The following is a 17786-nucleotide window of genomic DNA, read 5'->3' on the forward strand; positions in this document are numbered from 1 at the left end:
GGGATCCCCGAGGACCCTTCTGCGAGGGGACGACCGGGCCCCCGCGACCACCTACCGTTTTGCACGTGACCGACACGACGCACACGCAGACACCACCGCCGGAGGCGGCCGGCAGGCCGCGCAGCCCGGAGTTCCGGCTGGTCGTCGACGCCCTGCGCGGGCTGCGGCAGGACCTGTTCCAGGGGGCCTTCGCCTACCGCCCGCTGCCCCGCATGGGTGTCGACGGCCCGATCACCCGCCGCCTGCCCGGCCGCCTGCGGGAGTACGCGTCCTGGACCCCGCACCTGGCGGTGGTCGCCGCCGGCATGGTGGCGCTGCTCGCCAACGCGGCGACTTTCGCCGAGAACGGTGCGGCGCAGCTGGTGTGCGGGCTGCTCGTGCTGGTCCCGGTGCTGCTGACCCTCGCGCGTCCGGTCGCCGCGTTCTGGCTGTCGCTCTGGGCGACCGCGGTCACCTCGACGGTCGGCGACAGCTGGTCCATGTGGCCGTGGGTGCCGGGCAGTTTCATCTCCCACCTGGTGGTGCTCACGGTCGTGGCGATACGCACCCGCCCGCGCACCGCTGCCTGGATGTGGTTGCTGACCGCGCTGTTCGGCTTCTGGAGCGTGACCCTCCTCGGCGGGAGCCACTACGACAGCAACGCCGCCCCGATGCTGGTCGTGTCCGCGCTGATCCTGCTGGTCGTCACCGTTCGGCACACCCGCCGCGAGGCCCGGCAGGAGGTGAGCGCCCAGCAGACGGTGACCGCGGTGGAGCGTTCGCGGCGCACGCTGCTGGAGGAGCGCACGAACATCGCCCGCGAACTGCACGACGTGGTCGCCCACCACATGTCGGTGGTCGCCATCCAGGCGGAGGCCGCGCCCTACCGGGTGGAGAACCCGCCGCCGGAGCTGGAGAAGGCGTTCGCCACCATCCGGGAGAACGCGGTGGCGGCCCTGACCGAGCTGCGCCGGGTCCTCGGGGTCGTCCGCGCGGAGGACTACGAGGCGCCGGACGCCCCGCAGCCCACTCTCGCCGATCTGGAGGGGCTGCTCGCCAATGTGCGGGAGGCCGGACTGGAGGTGGAGAAGGTGGTGACCGGAGCGGTGCGCGAACTGCCGCAGGGCGTCGAGCTGTCGGCGTACCGGATCGTGCAGGAGGCGCTGAGCAACTCGCTGCGGCACGCTCCCGGCGCGAGCGCGCGGGTCGAGATCGGGTACGTCCTCGGCGGCCTGGGCCTGCGCATAGTCAACGCCCCGCCGCCCGCACCGGCCCTGATCAAGCCCTCTCCCGGTGCCGGGCACGGCATCACCGGCATGCGCGAGCGCGTCTCGATGCTGAACGGGGAGATGACGGCGGCCCCGGCGGCCGACGGCGGGTACGAGGTGGCCGTGTTCCTGCCGGTACCGGCGGCCGACACCGGGATCGAGGGTGGGGCATGACGATCCGCGTACTGATCGCGGACGACCAGATGATGGTCCGCGAGGGCTTCTCCGTCCTGCTGAACGCGATGCCGGACATCGAGGTCGTCGGCGAGGCCGTCAACGGCCGTGAGGCGGTCGAGCGGGTGCGGGAACTGGCACCGGACGTGGTGCTGATGGACATCCGCATGCCGGAGCTGAACGGCATCGAGGCGACCCGGGAGATCGTCGCGGCGGACGGGACGGCGAAGGTGCTCGTGCTGACCACGTTCGACCTGGACGAGTACGTGTACCAGGCGCTGCGCGCGGGAGCCTCCGGCTTCCTCCTGAAGGACGCCTCGGCGCGGCAGCTGGCGGAGGGGGTGCGGGTGGTGGCGTCGGGGGAGGCGCTGCTGGCGCCCTCGGTGACCAGGCGGCTGATCACGGAGTTCTCGCGGCTGGCGGAGACACCGCGCCTGATGCCCTCGGCCCAGGCGGCCTACGGGGAGCTGACGGAACGCGAGACGGAGGTGCTGGTCCTGATCGCACAGGGCCTGTCGAACGCGGAGATCGCCGGGCGGCTGGTGGTGGCCGAGTCGACGATCAAGACCCATGTGAGCCGCATCCTGGTGAAGCTGGGCCTCAGGGACCGCACCCAGGCGGCGGTCTTCGCGTACGAGGCACGGCTGGTGACACCGGGGTGACGCGCGTGATGTCTTGCACGGGCGTCCAGTCGCCACCAAGTGAAGGAGTGCGCATGGAGGTCGAGATTCGCCCGCACGTCGGCGTGGGGCCTTTCCGGCTCGGCATGTCGGTCGAGGAAGCGCGCGGCACGTTCCATGGGGCCGGGCCCTTCCGGACCGTCGCGGGCGATGCGCACCCGGGGCAGATCGTCCTCACGCACGACGAGTCCCGGCTGAACATCGTGCTCGGGTTCACCTGCGGCTCACTGAGCGGTGTGGAGCTGTTCCGGTTCCGGGACGAGGACGCCGACGTGCGGGTCCTGTTCGACGGGCTGGACGTCTTCCGCACCCCGAGCGAGGACCTCGTCGGGCAGCTCACGGAGCGGGGCCACGTCATCGAGGAGAACGACCTCGGTTTCGACGCCCTGCCGGAGTCGAACGTGATCCTCGCGAACCAGGGCGGGTACGAGCACCCGGTGGACGAGGAGGGCGATCCCCTCCACTACGACTACGTTCTGGTCGCGGACTGGATCTGAGCGACGAAGGGACAGCAGGGGGAACCGGTGCACATCAGGGGCGGACACCCCTGGTCAGACGTTGGGCAGGCGCGCTAGCGTCCCCGCATGGCAGGCCAGACCGACCTCGCGTTCGACCCCTGGGACCCCGCGTTCCTCGCCGACCCCTACCCGGCCTACGCCGAGCTGCGCGCCCGCGGCCGGGTGATCCGGTACGAGCCGACCGACCAGTGGCTGGTCCCGCACCACGCGGACGTCTCGGCGCTGCTGCGCGACCGCCGTCTGGGCCGCACCTACCAGCACCGGTTCACGCACGAGGACTTCGGCCGGAGCGCGCCCCCGCCGGAGCACGAGCCGTTCCACACCCTCAACGACCACGGCATGCTCGACCTGGAGCCGCCGGACCACACACGGATCCGGCGTCTGGTGTCGAAGGCGTTCACCCCGCGCACGGTGGAGCGGCTGAAGCCGTATGTGCAGGGCCTGGCGGGCGAGCTGGTGGAAAGGCTCGTCGAGGCGGGCGGCGGCGACCTGCTCGCGGACGTGGCGGAACCGCTGCCGGTGGCGGTGATCGCCGAGATGCTCGGCATCCCCGAGGCGGACCGCGCCCAGCTCCGCCCCTGGTCGGCGGACATCTGCGGGATGTACGAGCTGAATCCGTCGCAGGAGACGGCGGCGAGGGCGGTGCGGGCCTCGGCCGAGTTCTCGGAGTATCTGCGGGACCTGATCGCGGCCCGCCGCAAGGAGGCCGGGGACGATCTGATCTCCGGCCTGATCGCGGCCCACGACGAGGGCGACCGGCTGACGGAGCAGGAGATGATCTCCACGGCCGTCCTGCTGCTGAACGCCGGGCACGAGGCGACCGTCAACGCCACCGTCAACGGCTGGTACGCCTTGTTCCGCAACCCCGACCAGCTGGCCGCCCTCCGCGCGGACCGCTCCCTGATCCCCTCGGCGATCGAGGAGCTGATGCGCTACGACACCCCGCTCCAGCTCTTCGAACGCTGGGTGCTGGAAGACATCGAGATCGACGGCACGGTGATCCCGAGGGGCGCGGAGATCGCCATGCTCTTCGGCTCCGCCAACCACGACCCTGAGGTCTTCCAGGCCCCTGACAAGCTCGACCTCACCCGCGCGGACAACCCGCACATCTCCTTCAGCGCCGGCATCCACTACTGCATCGGCGCCCCGCTGGCCCGCATCGAACTGGCGGCCTCGATGACGGCCCTGCTGGAGAAGGCCCCGGCGCTGACGCCGGCGCAGGAGCCGGAGCGAAAGCCGAACTTCGTGATCCGGGGGCTGGAGGGACTCCGGGTGGCGGTGCGCTGAGGTGCGGTGCTCGCCCTGGGGGCGTGTCAACCGGCCAGTCGCAGGACCCAGCGCCGCGACGGGTCGGAGTCGCAGGTGAACTGGACCATCTCGAGGTTGTTGTCGGGCAGGGTGCCGCCCGCGATCGTCGCGCACTTGCCGGTCTTCACATTGACGAGCTGGTAGGAGACGCCGTTCCAGTTGGCCACCCGATAGCGCCGCGACGGGTCTGTGTCGCAGGTGAACTGGACCATCTCGAGGTTGTTGTCGGGCAGGGTGCCGCCCGCGATCGTCATGCACTTGCCGGTCTTCGCGTTGCTGATCTGGTACGAGTCCCCGTCGAAGTTGATCAGATTCCAGCGGCGTGAGGCGTCTGTGTCGCAGGTGAACTGGACCATCTTGAGGTTGTTGTCGGGCAGGGTTCCTCCGGCGATCGTGGCGCACTTGCCGGTCTGCACGTTACGGATCTGGAAGGAGGCTCCGGAGATGCGCGGCGCGTCGGCGGCGGAGGTGGCGAGTTCCGCACGTGCGGGAGCCGGCAGCAGCAGGATGCCCCCGGCCACGAAGACCGTCGGCACCGTCAGGAGACGGCGTGCGCGGGCGTTTTTGCCCATGGGGTGCTCCTCTCCGAGGAAGAGGGGTGACAGCCTCGCCGACTGGTCGTCAGGCCCGCTGTCCGGCGCCGTACGAACGACGGTGCGCCGGGGGATCACTGATCGGAACGCGGCTGTTCTCCCACTATCGGCGCCCGTGATCCCACTCGCAACCTCAGCCTCACGACCCCATGTCCCGTCTCCCCAGCCCCGCCAGCCCCGCAGCCACCAACGCCACCGCCAGCCCGGCAAGGGCCGACACCGGCCCCCACTCCATCCCCCCGCCCGGCAGCTTCGGCAGATGGCCGAACGGGGAGAGGGCCAGGACGAATCGGGGTGCGTCCAGGGCCGGACCGACCCAGCCGATCAGCAGGACCGCCCCGGCGATGCCCCAGGCGGCCGGTGCCAGTCGGGGCGCCGCCCCGTACAGCAGCACCGCCGCCCCGCCGATCACCCACACCGCCGGGAGCTGCACCAGGCAGGCGCCCAGGACCGGGCCGATCTCCTTGCCGTAGCCCACCGCGAAGCCCAGGCCCGCCAGGAGCATGATCAGGGCCGAGCCGCCGAAGGCGATCGTCAGATGGCTTGCGGCCCAGCGCAGGCGCCCCACCGCACACGCCAGCACCGGTTCGGCGCGGCCCGACGTCTCCTCGCCGTGCAGGCGCAGCACCGAGGCCACGATGTACAGGGCCGCGACCAGGCCGAGCATGCCGGTCATGGAGGCGAGGAACGCGTCCGTGAGGCCGCTGTGCCCGCCCATCCGCTCGAAGATCTGCCGCGCGTCGGCGTTGTCGCGGACCAGATCGGCCGCGCCGTCCGTGAGCCCGCCGTAGACGACCCCGGCGAGGAAGAAGCCGATCGACCAGCCGAGGACGCTGCCGCGCTGCAGGCGCCAGGCCAGCCCGGCCGCCGTGCCGAGGCGGCCGGTGGCCGGTCCGGGCCGGGTGGGAAAAAGGCTCATGCCGATGTCCCGGCGGCCGGCGAGTGCGTAGGCCAGCGCGCCCTGCGCGGCCACTGCCGCCGCGAAGAGCAGCAGCACCCACCACCGCTCGTCGGCGAAGGAGCGCAGGTTCTCCAGCCAGCCCAGCGGTGACAGCCACGTCAGGACCGAGGAGCCGGAGTCCGTCGCCGCGTCGCCCGCCGCGCGCAGCACGAAGGCCGTGCCGAGCACCGCCGCCGTCAGGCCCCGGGCCAGGCGCGCGCTCTCCGTCAGCTGGGCGACGATCGCCGCCGTCGTGGCGAAGACCATGCCGACCGCCGCGAGCCCGAGCCCGAAGGCCAGCGCGCCCGCGGCCCCCTGTGCGGACAGGCCGGCCGTGACCAGCAGGGCGAGTACGGCGTTGGCGACGGCCGCCGCCAGCAGGGCCGCGGTGAGGGAGGCCCGGCGGCCCACCATCCCGGACGCCACCAGCTCCTGGCGCCCGCTCTCCTCCTCGTCCCGGGTGTGCCGTACGACGACGAGCAGGCTCATGACGGCGGCCAGCGCGCCCGCGTACAGGCCGACGCGCCAGGCGGTCAGCGCGCCGATCGAGGTGTCGAAGACCGGTCCGATCAGGGCCCGGAACGAGGCGTTGGTCTCCAGCTGGTGGGTCAGGCCGGCGCGTTCGGCCGCGGTGCCGTAGAGGTTCTTCAGCGTGTTCGGCATGGAGAGGACCATCAGCGCGTTCACCGCGAGCCACACCGGGATCAGCGTCCGGTCGCGGCGCAGGGCGAAGCGCAACAGGGTCCGGGTACCGGCCAGTTGGCGGGAGTGGCCGGACGGCCGCGCCGGTGCCGCGAGAGTCGTCATCGTGACACCTCGTCCTGGTAGTGGCGCAGGAACAGCTCCTCCAGCGTCGGCGGGGTCGACGTCAGCGAGCGTACGCCGGACGCGCTCAACTGCCTTAGAACACCGTCCAGTTGGTCGGTGTCCACCTGGAGGCGGACCCTGCGGCCCTGTACGTCGAGGTCGTGGACGCCGGGCAGGTGGGCGAGCCCGTTGGGCGGGCCCGCGAGTTCGGCGCTCACGCTGGTGCGGGTCAGGTGGCGCAGCTCGGCGAGCGAGCCGGTCTCCACGGTGCGGCCCTTGCGGATGATGCTGACCCGGTCGCACAGCTCCTCGACCTCGCTCAGGATGTGGGAGGACAGGAGTACCGTCCGGCCCCGGTCGCGCTCCTCCTCGACACAGTGCTGGAAGACCTCTTCCATCAGCGGGTCCAGGCCCGAGGTCGGCTCGTCCAGGATCAGCAGGTCCACGTCCGACGCGAAGGCGGCGACCAGGGCGACCTTCTGCCGGTTGCCCTTCGAGTACGTGCGGCCCTTTTTGGTGGGGTCCAGCTCGAAGCGCTCGACCAGTTCCGCCCGGCGCTTCTTGTCGAGCCCCCCGCGCAGCCGGCCGTAGAGGTCGATGACCTCGCCGCCGGAGAGGTTGCGCCACAGGGTCACGTCGCCGGGGACGTAGGCGATCCGGCGGTGCACCTCGACGGCGTCCGTCCACGGGTCGCGGCCCAGCACCTGCGCGGCGCCCGCGTCCGCGCGCAGCAGGCCGAGCAGGACGCGGATGGTGGTCGACTTGCCGGCGCCGTTGGGCCCGAGGAAGCCGTGCACTTCGCCGGTCTCGACGTCCAGGTCGAGGCCGTCCAGCGCATGGGTACGGCCGAAGGACTTGTGCAGTCCGGAGACCGTGATTGCCTTGGTCATGGTTTCGAACGTACGCTTCTTTCAGAAATTTGTGAAGTTAAGGAAGGGCATGAACACCGGATAGGGTGAGGGACATGACGGAGTCGAGTTCGCAGCGGGACCCCGAGGCGGTCTCGCGGTTCGTGGAGCACTTCGCGGCACAGCTCGTCGAGGCGGGGATGCCGCGCATGCCCTCCCGGGTCTTCGCGGCGCTGCTCGCCTCCGACGCCGGCACCCTGACCTCTGCCGAGCTGGGCGAGCAGCTGCAGATCAGCCCCGCGGCCGTCTCCGGGGCCGTGCGCTACCTCGCCCAGGTCCACATGGTGTCCCGCGAACGCGAGCCCGGCTCACGCCGGGAGCGCTACCGGGTGCACAGCGACCAGTGGTACGAGGCGCTCACCAGCCGCGAGGCGATCATCAAGCGCTGGGAGGACGCCCTGCGCGACGGCGTGACCGGCCTGGGTCCCGACACCCCGGCCGGCCGCAGACTGTCCGAGACCCTCGCCTTCTTCGAGTTCATCGAGAAGGACGTGGCCGAGATGATGGAACGCTGGAAGACCCACCGAGAACAGCGATTCGGCCACTGAGCCCAGCGCCCCGACAGGGGCGCGGGGAACTGCGCGACCGGCCACGACGGCGCCGCGGCCGACCGACGGCCCCGGGCGGCAACGGCGCTACCGCTCTTTGGTCTCCTCCAGCACCGTCCGCCCGATCAGCGCATACCTCTCGGGCGAGCGCCGCTTGAGGTACTGCGCGTACCCGATCCCGGTGCCCGCCACCAGCGCCACCAGCCACGGCGTCGCCTTCAGCACCAGCGAGCCGGACTCGGGCCCGGCCGCCGCGCCCATGTTGGACACCAGCAGCACGACGACGCCGAGCATCGCGACGCCCCCGACGAGCGGCGCGACGAGGGTGCGGAACCAGTGGCGGCTCTCGGGGTGGTGCGAGCGGAAGTACACCAGCACCGCGAACGAGCACACGGCCTGGACGACGAGGATCGCCATGGTGCCGAGGATGGCGAGCAGGACGTACGTCCCGGTGTACGGGTCCTTCCCGGCCGCCCAGAAGGCGCCGATCAGCACCCCGCTGACGACCGTCTGCACCAGGCCCGCGATGTGCGGGGAGCCGTGCCGGGCGTGGGTGCGGCCGACGGTGTTCTTCAGCGACGGCAGGACGCCTTCCCGGCCGAGGGCGTACAGATAGCGGGCGGCGCAGTTGTGGAAGGCCATGCCGCAGGCCAGCGAGCCGGTGATCATCAGCCACTGCATGACGTCCACCGCCCAGTGGCCGACGTAGCGCTCGGTCGGGTCGAAGAACAGGGCCAGGGGGTTCGGGGAGGAGGCCGCCTTCACGGCCGCGGCCTCGCCGTTGCCGGTGATGGCCATCCAGGAGACGAAGACGTAGAAGACACCGACGCCCAGGACGCTGATCATCGTCGCCTTGGGGATGATCTTCTTCGGGTCGCGCGACTCCTCGCCGTACATGGCCGTCGACTCGAAGCCGACCCACGACCAGAAGGCGAAGAAGAGCCCGAGCCCGGCGGAGGTCCCCTTGAAGGCATTGACGGGGTCGACGGGCGCGAAGGTGAAGCCGTGCGGCCCGCCGCCGTGGAAGGCGACCGACACGGCCATCGCGGCCAGCACCGTCACCTCCGTCGCCAGCAGCGCCACCAGCAGCTTCTCGGCGACGCTCACCCCGAACCAGGTGCCGGTCGCATTGATCGCCAGCATCAGGACCGCGAACGCCCACCAGGGGACGTGGACCCCCGTCTGGTCCTTGAGGGTGTTGGTGGCGAAGGTGGAGAAGATCCCGATCAGCGCCGGTTCGAAGACGACGTACGCGAAGGTCGCCAGCAGCCCCGAGGCGAGGCCCGCGGTGCGGCCGAGGCCGTAGGAGATGAAGCCGTAGAAGGCGCCCGTGGACGTGATGTGCTTCGCCATCGACGTGAAACCCACGGAAAAGATTGCCAGGACGACCATTGCCACGAGATAGCTCGCGGGTGCCCCGATGCCGTTGCCGGAGGACACCATGAAGGGCACGTTGCCGGTCATCGCGGTGATCGGCGCGGCCGTGGCGACGGCCATGAACACCACGCCCAGCAGCCCCACGGCGTTGGGTTTCAGCCGATGAACCGGTCCGTCGTCGTCCGTCTGCGCCGCTGGGACAACGCCCTCGTCCACTGCCACCGGGTGGCCCCTCTCCTGACTGCCGCGCGCGGAGGCACCGCGCCCTGATGGAGCAGGATGGTGGAGGAAGAACCGGTCCCTCAAGGGGTCGGCGCGGTTAAATATTTGTCACCAGACCTTTAGGGGGTCGGTGCGGTCACACATGGACGGGCAGGGTCAGGGCCCAGGCGGCCTCGCGCACGGTCCAGGTCCGGCGCCGTACGGGCCCCGTAACCAGGGCGTCCGCCCGGTACCGGAAGTCCGTCCCGGCCACCGTCACACTGCGGCCCGAGGCCTGCAGCGGCGTCGCCTCCGCGCCCAGCGCCAGCGGCCGCACCTCGATCTCCGCCACGCCCGCCGCGCCCGGTGTCACCGATACCGACTCCACCGGCTGGTCCAGGTCGACCACCGTCGTCCCGTCGACCTCCACCCTCAGCCGGGAGGGCCCCGGGGCCGGTACGGACGCGAGACGGGTCGGACGGGGGGCCAGGGTGCGGACCAGGGAGCGGTACGTCGTGCGCAGCCACGGCCGCCCCGGGGCGACGCTCACCGGTTCGGCGGCGGCAGCCGCCCGCACCGGCGCCGGCGGAATGCCCAGCCCGCTCAGCACCACCCCGTCGCTGTCGTCGACCAGCAGGTCCAGGCGCCGCTCGGCCCCCTCCAGCACGGCCCGCGCCGCCGCCACCGCACCCGCAGGCACGCCGAGGGACTCCGCCAGGGCCGTGGTGCCGACCGGCACCACCGACAGGGCACATCCGGCCAGCTCCCGGTGCCGGTGCAGCAGGGTCACCGTGCGGACCAGCGCCCGGTCGTCGCCGACCACGACCGGGCGCCGGGACCCTCGCCGGCCGAGCGCCCGGGCAAATTCCTCGGGCCCCTCCGGCAGACAGACCTTGGTGGTCGCACCCGCGCTGAGCACGTCTTTCGCGATCCGTACGGACTCGCCGTCCGTCTGTCGTGCCGCCGGATCGATGATCACCAGCAGCTGATCGGACGTCGCGAAGGTCGCCACCTCGGTCCTGCCTCGCTTCCTCGGGTAGCATCTTTGTGCAAGAGCCCCTTGCGCTATTGCGCCAGGGGCTTCGTCTATTCCGGGGCATCCGGTCCGACGGTTGTGCGGCCAACGACGGTCGCAGTGGTGTGCGGCGGTGACCTTACGCCCACGCCCCTGACCTTGGACATGCCCCGCCCGGAAGGGGTGTACGCGCGTGCCCGCACTTGTGCTGCTCGGTGCTCAGTGGGGTGACGAAGGCAAGGGGAAGGCCACCGACCTGCTCGGTGGCTCGGTGGACTATGTAGTGCGATACCAAGGTGGCAACAATGCCGGCCACACGGTGGTCGTCGGCGACCAGAAGTATGCACTCCACCTCCTCCCTTCCGGAATCCTCTCGCCCGGTTGTACGCCGGTCATCGGTAACGGTGTCGTCGTCGACCCCTCGGTCCTGCTCTCCGAGCTGAGCGGTCTGAACGCGCGTGGCGTCGACACGTCCAAGCTCCTGATCAGCGGTAACGCGCACATCATCACGCCGTACAACGTGACCGTCGACAAGGTGACGGAACGCTTCCTCGGCAAGCGCAAGATCGGTACGACCGGCCGCGGCATCGGCCCGACCTACGCGGACAAGATCAACCGCGTCGGCATCCGGGTCCAGGACCTCTACGACGAGTCGATCCTGCTGCAGAAGGTCGAGGCGGCCCTCGACGTCAAGAACCAGCTCCTCACCAAGCTCTACAACCGGCGCGCGATCGCCGCCGACCAGGTGGTCGAGGAGCTGCTGGGCTACGCCGAGCAGATCAAGCCGTACGTCACCGACACCGTGCTGGTCCTGAACCAGGCACTGGAGGACGACAAGGTCGTCCTGTTCGAGGGCGGCCAGGGCACCCTCCTGGACATCGACCACGGCACGTACCCCTTCGTCACCTCCTCGAACCCGACCGCGGGCGGTGCCTGCACGGGCGCCGGTGTGGGCCCGACGAAGATCGGCCGGGTCATCGGCATCCTCAAGGCGTACACGACCCGCGTCGGCGCCGGCCCCTTCCCGACCGAGCTGTTCGACGAGGACGGCGAGGCGCTGCGCCGCATCGGCGGCGAGCGGGGCGTGACGACCGGCCGTGACCGCCGCTGCGGCTGGTTCGACGCGGTCATCGCCCGCTACGCGACCCGCGTGAACGGCCTGACCGACTTCTTCCTCACCAAGCTGGACGTCCTCACCGGCTGGGAGCAGATCCCGGTGTGCGTGGCGTACGAGATCGACGGCAAGCGCGTCGAGGAGCTGCCCTACTCGCAGACCGACTTCCACCACGCGAAGCCGGTCTACGAGACCCTCCCGGGCTGGTCCGAGGACATCACCAAGGCGAAGTCCTTCTCCGACCTGCCGAAGAACGCCCAGAACTACGTCAAGGCGCTGGAGGAGATGTCCGGCGCCCCGATCTCCGCGATCGGCGTGGGCCCGGGCCGGGACGAGACGATCGAGATCAACTCGTTCCTGTAGACCGCTGGACCGCGGGCGCAGCTCGCGCCGCCCGCTTCGGCCGCCCGCCGCTGCGCCCTGAGGGGCGTGATCGGCGGGCGGTCCTGTGTGGCGCGCGGTGCAATCGAGGTATGAGCATCCACCGCGAGGCACAGTGCCGGGGGCCGTACGGCGGTGACGGCGGCCGGCCCGCCGGTACGGACTGCTCCGACCCCGCCGTCTTCGAGGTCGCCCGGTACGACCGGCCGCCGCTGCATGTGTGCCCGATCCATCTCGGGCCGTCGCTGCTGGTGGCGAGCAGCGTGCTGTGGCCGCCGCAGATCAGGATCATCGGACGTCCCTGACACGCCCGGTTAACCCTGGCGTCTCATGAGCTTCTTCCTGACCCATCCTTGACCTGGACATGGTCTGTTCCTGGTTTCCGCCGCTGGCGGGCGCGAGCACGATCTACGCGGGTAGCCGCCGCATCTACGCCCATTTGCCCGCGCCAACTCCAGCCTCCGGGAGCCTTTTATGCCCGTCCATCCCCTCAACCGCCGCGCCTTCCTGCAGAAGTCGGCCGTCACCGGCGCCGCCGTGGCCGCCGCCGGAACCGTCGGCAGCGGCACGGCCGAGGCCGCGGACGCCGGTCACCGGCCCGAAAAGGCGCCGCGCACCTGGTCGTTCTCCATCCTGGGCACCACCGACCTGCACAGCCACGTCTTCGACTGGGACTACTACAAGGACGCCGCCTACTCCGACAAGGCGGGCAACTCCGTCGGTGTCGCCCGGGTGGCCACCCTCATCAAGCAGCAGCGCGAGGCGAAGGGCGAGCACCGCGTCCTGCTGGTCGACGCCGGCGACATCATCCAGGGCACCTCCCTGGCCTACTACTTCGCCCGCGTCGACCCGATCACCGGCACCGACGGCAAGCGCGGCCCCAAGCACCCGATGGCCGTCGCCATGAACCACATGCGCTACGACGCCGCGGCCCTCGGCAACCACGAGTTCAACTACGGCATCGACACGCTGCGCAAGTTCGAGAGCCAGTGTCACTTCCCGCTGCTCGGCGCGAACGCCCTCGACGCGAAGACCCTGCGCCCCGCCTTCCAGCCGTACACCGTGAAGCGGATCTGCGTGCCGGGCGCGCCCGACATCAAGGTCGGCATCCTCGGCCTCACCAACCCCGGTATCGCCCTGTGGGACAAGGACAACGTCAGCGGGAAGATGGTCTTCCCCGGGCTGGTCGAGCAGGCCAAGAAGTACGTGCCCCGGCTGCGCGCCCTCGGCTGCGACGTCGTCTTCCTCACCGACCACTCCGGCCTGGACGGCTCCTCCTCCTACGGCGACGAACTGCCGTACGTCGAGAACGCCTCGAACCTCGTCGCCGAGCAGGTGCCCGGCATCGACGCGATCCTCGTCGGCCACACCCACGTCGAGGTCCCCTCGTACACGGTGAAGAACGAGGAGACCGGCGAGGAGGTCCTCCTCTCCGAGCCGTACTGCTGGGGCTACCGCCTGAGCGTCTTCGACTTCGAGCTCGAACTGCACCACGGCCAGTGGAAGGTCACAAGCAAGACGGCCCAGACCCTCAACCCCAACACGGTGGACGAGGACCCGGAGATCAAGAAGCTCCTGGAGGCCGACCACCAGCTGGTCGTGAAGTACGTCAACACGGCGGTCGGCACCTGCACCGAGGACCTCTCGGCGGCCGACTCCTGCTGGAAGGACGTGCCGATCATGGACTTCATCCACAAGGTCCAGATGGACACGGTGAAGACCGGCCTGTCCGCGGTGGACGCCGCGCTCCCGCTGATCTCCGTCGCCGCGCCCTTCAGCCGCACCGCGGACATCCCCAAGGGCAACGTCACCATCAAGGACATCGCCGGGCTCTACATCTACGACAACACCCTGTACGGCAAGAAGCTGACGGGCGCCCAGCTCAAGGACTACCTGGAGTACGGGGCGAAGTACTACCACCAGGTCCCGGCCGGCACGAAGGTCGACACCGCGACCCTCACCAACGCCAACAACTTCTGGGACTACATGTACGACACGGCGGCGGGTGTCTCCTACGACATCGACATCGCGCAGGCCGAGGGCTCCCGGATCAAGAACCTCACCTACAACGGCGCCCCGGTCGCCGACGACCAGGTCTTCGTCGTGGCCGTCAACAACTACCGGGCCAACGGCGGCTCGGGCTACCCGCACATCGCCGCGGCGCCGATCGCCTACAGCTCGACCAACGAGATCCGCCAGCTGATGATCGACTACGTGACGGCGAAGAAGAGCCTCGACCCGGCCGACTTCGCGGTCACCAACTGGAAGCTGACCCAGGCCGGAACGCCGGTGTTCTAAGACGCTCCTTCCGCAGCAGGGGCATCCTCCGCCGTCCGGCGGAGGATGCCCGGCCGCGGGGACGACGCGCGGCCACCGGGCCCCGGGCCAGGCTGTACGGCATGACCACAGTGACTGCCGCCCCGCCTCCCGCCCCCGCCTGGGCCCGCCGCGCCGCCCACGCCATCGCCTGGTGCGCGGCGCCCTCCGGCCTGTGGCGCCTGGCCATGGCGTCCGGCCTCTACGTGGGCTACAGCGACAGGGTCCTGCGCGACGTCTACGACATACCGGGCTGGGGCATCGCCTACGTCGTCGGCCTGTCCGTCGTCGCCGAGCTGGCCGCGTTGCTCCCGCTGCTGCTGATCGCTGAGCGGTGGCGGCCGCTGAGGCCCCGTGTGCTGGCCGGGCTCGCCTGGACGGCCTCGGGCGTGCTGATCCTGGTCGCGGTGTGGCAGGTGGTGGTCGCCCTCACTGTGGACAGCGACACCTACTTGGCGAGCGGTACGCCCCGCGTGGTCTGGGCCTTCGCGTACGCACCTCTCCTCGCAGTCCCGCCCCTGCTGACGGCGGTCACCTGGTCGTACGCGAAGCGGAACGGGGTTACTTCGCGGCGTGGGTGAGGAAGCCGGCCCAGGCCGCGGGGGAGACGGCGAGAAGGGGACCGTCGGGGGTCTTGGAGTCCCGGACGTGGATGGTTTGGGGGCAGGGGGCTATTTCGACGCAGTTGCCGCCGCTGGCATCGCTGTAGGAGGACTTGCGCCAGGTGTAGGCGGTTTCGAGGCACTCGCCGCCACTGTCATTGCTGTAGCTCGACTTGAACCACTGCAGGGTGCTGGTCATGTCCGCTCGTCTCCTGCCAACTTCCGGATGAGGCTCAGCGAGTCTTCCGGGCTCAAAGCCTGTGATCGGATCTTTGCATACCGGTGCGTGAGGTTAGCTACCTTTACGGGATCGCTGACCAGTGCGCTCTCGTCCTCGGTCTCCAGGTAGACCACGTGGTGGTGTTCCTTCGTCACCACGAGGACCATGTCGCCTCGGGTACCTGCGTGGTTTCCCTTCAACCCGCGCTCCATCGACATCACTTGGACGCTGACGTTGTCGCGTTCGGCGTCCTCTGCGAGCGAGCGCAGTTGTCCCCGCAGCACCTCCCAGCTTCCGATCGGCCGTCGTAGCGCCGATTCGTCCAGGATCAGTTCAAGCATGGGCGTTGGGTTCGTGCGGTCGAAGAGTGCTCTCCGAGCGATACGAGCCTCGACCAGTTCTTCCACTTTCTCCTCGGGCAGCTTGGGGAATCCGCCGCCGATCAGTGCTCGCGCGTACTCCGGAGTCTGGTACAGACCGTTGACCACGAATGTCTGATACGACGCCAACGAGACCGCCTCCGCCTCCATCAACGCGAAGTTCTTGAACTGCGGTGGGTACTTGTCGAGCAGGATGAACTTGCGGGCTTTGTCGAAGACCCCCAGCCCGCCCCCGATCTGCTCCTCCAACCCCACCAGCATCTTGTCGCTGGCGGGCTGCGCACAAGTCTCCATCGCGCTGATTGCGGAGGCGGTGTAGCCGATCCGCTTGCCCAACTCCTCCTGTGTCAGCTTCTGTTGCTCACGCAGTGCCTTCGCCAGGGCAGCGACGAGATGTGCCGTGCCGCCCGCCTCCACCTTGTTCTCCGCCCGCGCCATTGCGGTCACCCCCGGACTCAACCGAACTCAACCGTTCATCGACACTCCCCATCGACTCCCGACCGTCTCGAAGGGTCGACGGAGAGTTATGGAAGAAGGTAGCGGCCGCCACTGACACTGGTCGCATGAATACGGAAAGTCACCCAGCCCTGGAATGGATTCCCGCCACCGGCATCCAACTCCGCAAGGCAGGGATCCAATTCGACGCGGTACGGCTCGACGGGGATCACGGGCGGGACGTCGCCGACCGGCTCTCGCGGATGACCGGCGGCAGTCCCGGGCCCGTCGTGGAGTCCGGCAGCGGGCGGTGCTGTGTCTACTTCCTCGTGGCGCCGGGGAGTACCGCCCACCACTCGTGGCCGGACGACGTCACCAGGCTGACCAGCGGGCCGTACCGGGTCAGCTACATCCCGGTGCCTGCGCTCGGCGGACAGACCTGGCCGCTGAGCTGGCGCCATCCCCCCACCGGCCCCGGCCGTCTGGTGCACACGCTCCTGTTGCGCAACGCCCTCAGCTGAAGACGATCATCGACCCCTGCGCCAGGGACCGCGTCGCCGCCGCGTGCAGACCGAGCCATACGTGCCGCTCGCGGGCGAAGGGGCTGGGGTCGTAGGGGCCCGGGACGGCCGGCTCCTCCAACTCCGTGGGGGCGGAGGGGGGTTCGGGGGCGGCCGGGGGGTTGGCCGGATCGATGCCGATCGACGGGGCCACGTACTCCAGTTCCCGCAGCAGCGTCTGCGCGGAGCCGAGGGGGCCGCCGCCGGCGAGGAGGTCCTCGTTCTCCAGCGGGTGCGGGAAGTCCACGGGGACGTAGGCGCCCGCGTGGTCGTAGTGCCAGACCAGGTGGGACTGCTTGGCCGTGGACTCGAACATCTCCAGCAGCTGCTCGTAGTCGCCCCCGAGTTCGTCGACCGGGGTCACCGGCAGCCCGCACACCTGGAGCAGATAGACGCGGCGCAGGAAGTGCAGCGCGTCGTAGTCGAAGCCGGCCACCGGGGCGACGTCGCCGGACAGGCCCGGCATGTACTGGTACACCGGCACCGGCGGGAGACCGGCCGTGGTCAGCGCGTTGTTGTAGTGCGCGAGTTCCTCTGCGAACGGGTTGTCCGGGGTGTGGCACAACACGTCCACGAGCGGTACCAGCCACAGGTCACAGGCCAAAAGAGAACTCCTCGCATCGGCGGGCGCGCGATCCACGCACGGCAGCAGGTGGTCAGGGAAGGGTAATCGGTGGGGGGTGGGCTCAGCTCCCCCTGTGCACGGTCTCGGCTTCCCCGGTGCAGGTCCCATACCCAGATGCGGACGGGTCGACCGGGGCGGTCATTCCGCCGCCAGCTGTTCGACCAGCGCCAGGGAGTGGGCGTTGGCGGTGGCCACGATCGCGCGGGCCGTCTCCGTCTCGCGGCGGGCCAGGGCGTCGACCAGGTCGGTGTGGCCGGACCACAGGCGGCCGCGGACGTCGGGCAGGCGGCGCAGGTGCTGGACCGCGCACACCCAGGACTGCACCCGCAGCCGGTGCAGGAAGTCGGCGAGGTAGGGGTTGCCGAACAGGCCGCTCAGCTCGCGCCAGAAACGGAGGTCGTAGCCGATGAGCACGGTGAGGTCACCGGCCGCCGCGGCCCGCTGGGCCTCCTCGCCGCGCCTGCGCACGGTCGTCAGGGCCGCCGCGGTCCGCGGGTCCTCGGCGCCTGCGAAGACCTTGTGGCCGGTCGCGAGGGCCTGGAACATGCCGTCGGTGACCAGGCTGCGGGCCTCGATCATGGCCCGGTAGTCGGCGAGGGTGTACTCGGGGACGCGGAAGCCCCGGTGCTGGTCGGCCTCCAGGATGCCCTGCGCGGACAGGTCGACCAGCGCCTCGCGGACCGGGGTGGCCGAGACGCCGTACTGGTCGGCGATCTCCTTGACCGTGAACGCCCGGCCCGGCTGCAGACGTCCGGCCAGCACCTCGTCACGCAGCGCATCCGCGATCTGCTGGCGCAGGGTGCTGCGCATCACGGTGCCGTTGCCGGGCATCGTCCG

The 17786-nt window shown here is 70.2% G+C and carries 19 protein-coding genes; 10 read left to right on the forward strand and 9 right to left on the reverse strand.

Annotated features, from left to right (window positions below):
• The first annotated feature begins 65 nt into the window (after positions 1 to 65).
• From AB0H32_RS08775 to AB0H32_RS08790, 4 genes are all read left to right on the forward strand, one after another.
• Entirely contained in the window at positions 66 to 1421 is a 1356-nt protein-coding gene (locus AB0H32_RS08775; protein ID WP_361116410.1) for a histidine kinase, read from the forward strand.
• Positions 1418 to 2083 (forward strand): response regulator transcription factor, encoded by a 666-nt coding sequence (locus AB0H32_RS08780; RefSeq protein WP_361116413.1) that lies wholly within the window; start codon positions 1418 to 1420, stop codon positions 2081 to 2083. The genes AB0H32_RS08775 and AB0H32_RS08780 overlap by 4 nt, the downstream gene beginning before the upstream one ends.
• 53 nt (positions 2084 to 2136) lie before the next feature.
• Entirely contained in the window at positions 2137 to 2598 is a 462-nt protein-coding gene (locus tag AB0H32_RS08785; RefSeq protein ID WP_361116416.1) for a hypothetical protein, read from the forward strand.
• 87 nt (positions 2599 to 2685) lie between these two features.
• On the forward strand, positions 2686 to 3906 hold the full coding sequence (locus AB0H32_RS08790) for a cytochrome P450 (protein WP_361116419.1): 1221 nt from the start codon (positions 2686 to 2688) through the stop codon (positions 3904 to 3906).
• A gap of 26 nt (positions 3907 to 3932) precedes the next feature.
• Here the strand turns inward: AB0H32_RS08790 and AB0H32_RS08795 are convergent, their stop codons facing one another.
• The 3 genes from AB0H32_RS08795 to AB0H32_RS08805 all read right to left on the reverse strand — a co-directional run bounded on the left by AB0H32_RS08795 (position 3933) and on the right by AB0H32_RS08805 (position 7157).
• Positions 3933 to 4499 (reverse strand): RICIN domain-containing protein, encoded by a 567-nt coding sequence (locus AB0H32_RS08795; RefSeq protein ID WP_361116421.1) that lies wholly within the window; start codon positions 4497 to 4499, stop codon positions 3933 to 3935.
• A gap of 160 nt (positions 4500 to 4659) precedes the next feature.
• Positions 4660 to 6267: an ABC transporter permease gene (locus tag AB0H32_RS08800; RefSeq protein ID WP_361116424.1), complete on the reverse strand. Its 1608-nt coding sequence runs from the start codon at positions 6265 to 6267 to the stop codon at positions 4660 to 4662.
• Entirely contained in the window at positions 6264 to 7157 is an 894-nt protein-coding gene (locus AB0H32_RS08805; protein WP_361116427.1) for an ABC transporter ATP-binding protein, read from the reverse strand. The genes AB0H32_RS08800 and AB0H32_RS08805 overlap by 4 nt, the downstream gene beginning before the upstream one ends.
• A gap of 74 nt (positions 7158 to 7231) precedes the next feature.
• Between AB0H32_RS08805 and AB0H32_RS08810 the strand changes: the two genes are divergently transcribed.
• Positions 7232 to 7723, forward strand: a complete 492-nt coding sequence (locus tag AB0H32_RS08810; protein ID WP_361116430.1) for a MarR family transcriptional regulator — start codon at positions 7232 to 7234, stop codon at positions 7721 to 7723.
• An 87-nt stretch (positions 7724 to 7810) separates the two neighbouring features.
• On the opposite strand, the gene AB0H32_RS08815 is transcribed toward AB0H32_RS08810, so the two are convergent.
• A complete protein-coding gene (locus tag AB0H32_RS08815; protein ID WP_361116433.1) occupies positions 7811 to 9322 on the reverse strand; it encodes an APC family permease in 1512 nt (503 codons plus the stop codon).
• Positions 9323 to 9458: 136 nt separating this feature from the next.
• Positions 9459 to 10313, reverse strand: coding sequence for a diacylglycerol kinase (locus AB0H32_RS08820; protein WP_361116436.1), 855 nt, complete (start codon positions 10311 to 10313; stop codon positions 9459 to 9461).
• A gap of 196 nt (positions 10314 to 10509) precedes the next feature.
• Here AB0H32_RS08820 and AB0H32_RS08825 point away from each other — a divergent pair, with 196 nt between their 5' ends.
• The 4 genes from AB0H32_RS08825 to AB0H32_RS08840 all read left to right on the forward strand — a co-directional run bounded on the left by AB0H32_RS08825 (position 10510) and on the right by AB0H32_RS08840 (position 14708).
• Positions 10510 to 11793, forward strand: coding sequence for an adenylosuccinate synthase (locus AB0H32_RS08825; protein WP_361116438.1), 1284 nt, complete (start codon positions 10510 to 10512; stop codon positions 11791 to 11793).
• A gap of 110 nt (positions 11794 to 11903) precedes the next feature.
• A complete protein-coding gene (locus AB0H32_RS08830) occupies positions 11904 to 12116 on the forward strand; it encodes a hypothetical protein (protein WP_361116441.1) in 213 nt (70 codons plus the stop codon).
• Positions 12117 to 12285: 169 nt separating this feature from the next.
• Positions 12286 to 14109 (forward strand): 5'-nucleotidase C-terminal domain-containing protein, encoded by a 1824-nt coding sequence (locus AB0H32_RS08835; RefSeq protein ID WP_361116444.1) that lies wholly within the window; start codon positions 12286 to 12288, stop codon positions 14107 to 14109.
• Positions 14110 to 14210: 101 nt separating this feature from the next.
• Positions 14211 to 14708 carry a hypothetical protein gene (locus AB0H32_RS08840; protein ID WP_361116447.1) on the forward strand — a complete coding sequence of 166 codons (498 nt, stop codon included), beginning with the start codon at positions 14211 to 14213 and terminating at the stop codon, positions 14706 to 14708.
• Here AB0H32_RS08840 and AB0H32_RS08845 read toward each other — a convergent pair.
• Both AB0H32_RS08845 and AB0H32_RS08850 read right to left on the reverse strand, forming a co-directional pair.
• Entirely contained in the window at positions 14689 to 14928 is a 240-nt protein-coding gene (locus AB0H32_RS08845) for a DUF397 domain-containing protein (protein ID WP_361116450.1), read from the reverse strand. The genes AB0H32_RS08840 and AB0H32_RS08845 overlap by 20 nt on opposite strands.
• Positions 14925 to 15767, reverse strand: coding sequence for a helix-turn-helix transcriptional regulator (locus tag AB0H32_RS08850; protein WP_361116586.1), 843 nt, complete (start codon positions 15765 to 15767; stop codon positions 14925 to 14927). Before AB0H32_RS08850 ends, AB0H32_RS08845 begins: the two co-directional genes overlap by 4 nt.
• Positions 15768 to 15892: 125 nt before the next feature.
• Here AB0H32_RS08850 and AB0H32_RS08855 point away from each other — a divergent pair, with 125 nt between their 5' ends.
• Entirely contained in the window at positions 15893 to 16285 is a 393-nt protein-coding gene (locus AB0H32_RS08855; protein WP_361116453.1) for a hypothetical protein, read from the forward strand.
• On the opposite strand, the gene AB0H32_RS08860 is transcribed toward AB0H32_RS08855, so the two are convergent.
• Positions 16278 to 16928, reverse strand: a complete 651-nt coding sequence (locus AB0H32_RS08860) for a hypothetical protein (RefSeq protein ID WP_361116456.1) — start codon at positions 16926 to 16928, stop codon at positions 16278 to 16280. The two genes, AB0H32_RS08855 and AB0H32_RS08860, sit on opposite strands and share 8 nt — an antisense overlap.
• 159 nt (positions 16929 to 17087) lie before the next feature.
• A complete protein-coding gene (locus AB0H32_RS08865; RefSeq protein WP_361116459.1) occupies positions 17088 to 17780 on the reverse strand; it encodes a GntR family transcriptional regulator in 693 nt (230 codons plus the stop codon).
• Positions 17781 to 17786: the final 6 nt, after the last annotated feature.

Origin of the sequence: Streptomyces sp. NPDC020362, assembly GCF_040642095.1 — a bacterium.
GTDB lineage: Bacteria > Actinomycetota > Actinomycetes > Streptomycetales > Streptomycetaceae > Streptomyces.

Bases quoted from the DNA above. Each gene is read 5' to 3' on its own strand.
- AB0H32_RS08810 (WP_361116430.1), top strand. From the start codon at position 7,232: ATGACGGAGTCGAGTTCGCAGCGGGACCCCGAGGCGGTCTCGCGGTTC.
- AB0H32_RS08855 (WP_361116453.1), top strand. From the start codon at position 15,893: ATGAATACGGAAAGTCACCCAGCCCTGGAATGGATTCCCGCCACCGGC.
- AB0H32_RS08845 (WP_361116450.1), bottom strand. From the start codon at position 14,928: ATGACCAGCACCCTGCAGTGGTTCAAGTCGAGCTACAGCAATGACAGT.
- AB0H32_RS08790 (WP_361116419.1), top strand. From the start codon at position 2,686: ATGGCAGGCCAGACCGACCTCGCGTTCGACCCCTGGGACCCCGCGTTC.
- AB0H32_RS08800 (WP_361116424.1), bottom strand. From the start codon at position 6,267: ATGACGACTCTCGCGGCACCGGCGCGGCCGTCCGGCCACTCCCGCCAA.
- AB0H32_RS08830 (WP_361116441.1), top strand. From the start codon at position 11,904: ATGAGCATCCACCGCGAGGCACAGTGCCGGGGGCCGTACGGCGGTGAC.
- AB0H32_RS08785 (WP_361116416.1), top strand. From the start codon at position 2,137: ATGGAGGTCGAGATTCGCCCGCACGTCGGCGTGGGGCCTTTCCGGCTC.
- AB0H32_RS08795 (WP_361116421.1), bottom strand. From the start codon at position 4,499: ATGGGCAAAAACGCCCGCGCACGCCGTCTCCTGACGGTGCCGACGGTC.
- AB0H32_RS08840 (WP_361116447.1), top strand. From the start codon at position 14,211: ATGACCACAGTGACTGCCGCCCCGCCTCCCGCCCCCGCCTGGGCCCGC.
- AB0H32_RS08850 (WP_361116586.1), bottom strand. From the start codon at position 15,767: ATGGCGCGGGCGGAGAACAAGGTGGAGGCGGGCGGCACGGCACATCTC.
- AB0H32_RS08805 (WP_361116427.1), bottom strand. From the start codon at position 7,157: ATGACCAAGGCAATCACGGTCTCCGGACTGCACAAGTCCTTCGGCCGT.
- AB0H32_RS08835 (WP_361116444.1), top strand. From the start codon at position 12,286: ATGCCCGTCCATCCCCTCAACCGCCGCGCCTTCCTGCAGAAGTCGGCC.
- AB0H32_RS08780 (WP_361116413.1), top strand. From the start codon at position 1,418: ATGACGATCCGCGTACTGATCGCGGACGACCAGATGATGGTCCGCGAG.
- AB0H32_RS08865 (WP_361116459.1), bottom strand. From the start codon at position 17,780: ATGCCCGGCAACGGCACCGTGATGCGCAGCACCCTGCGCCAGCAGATC.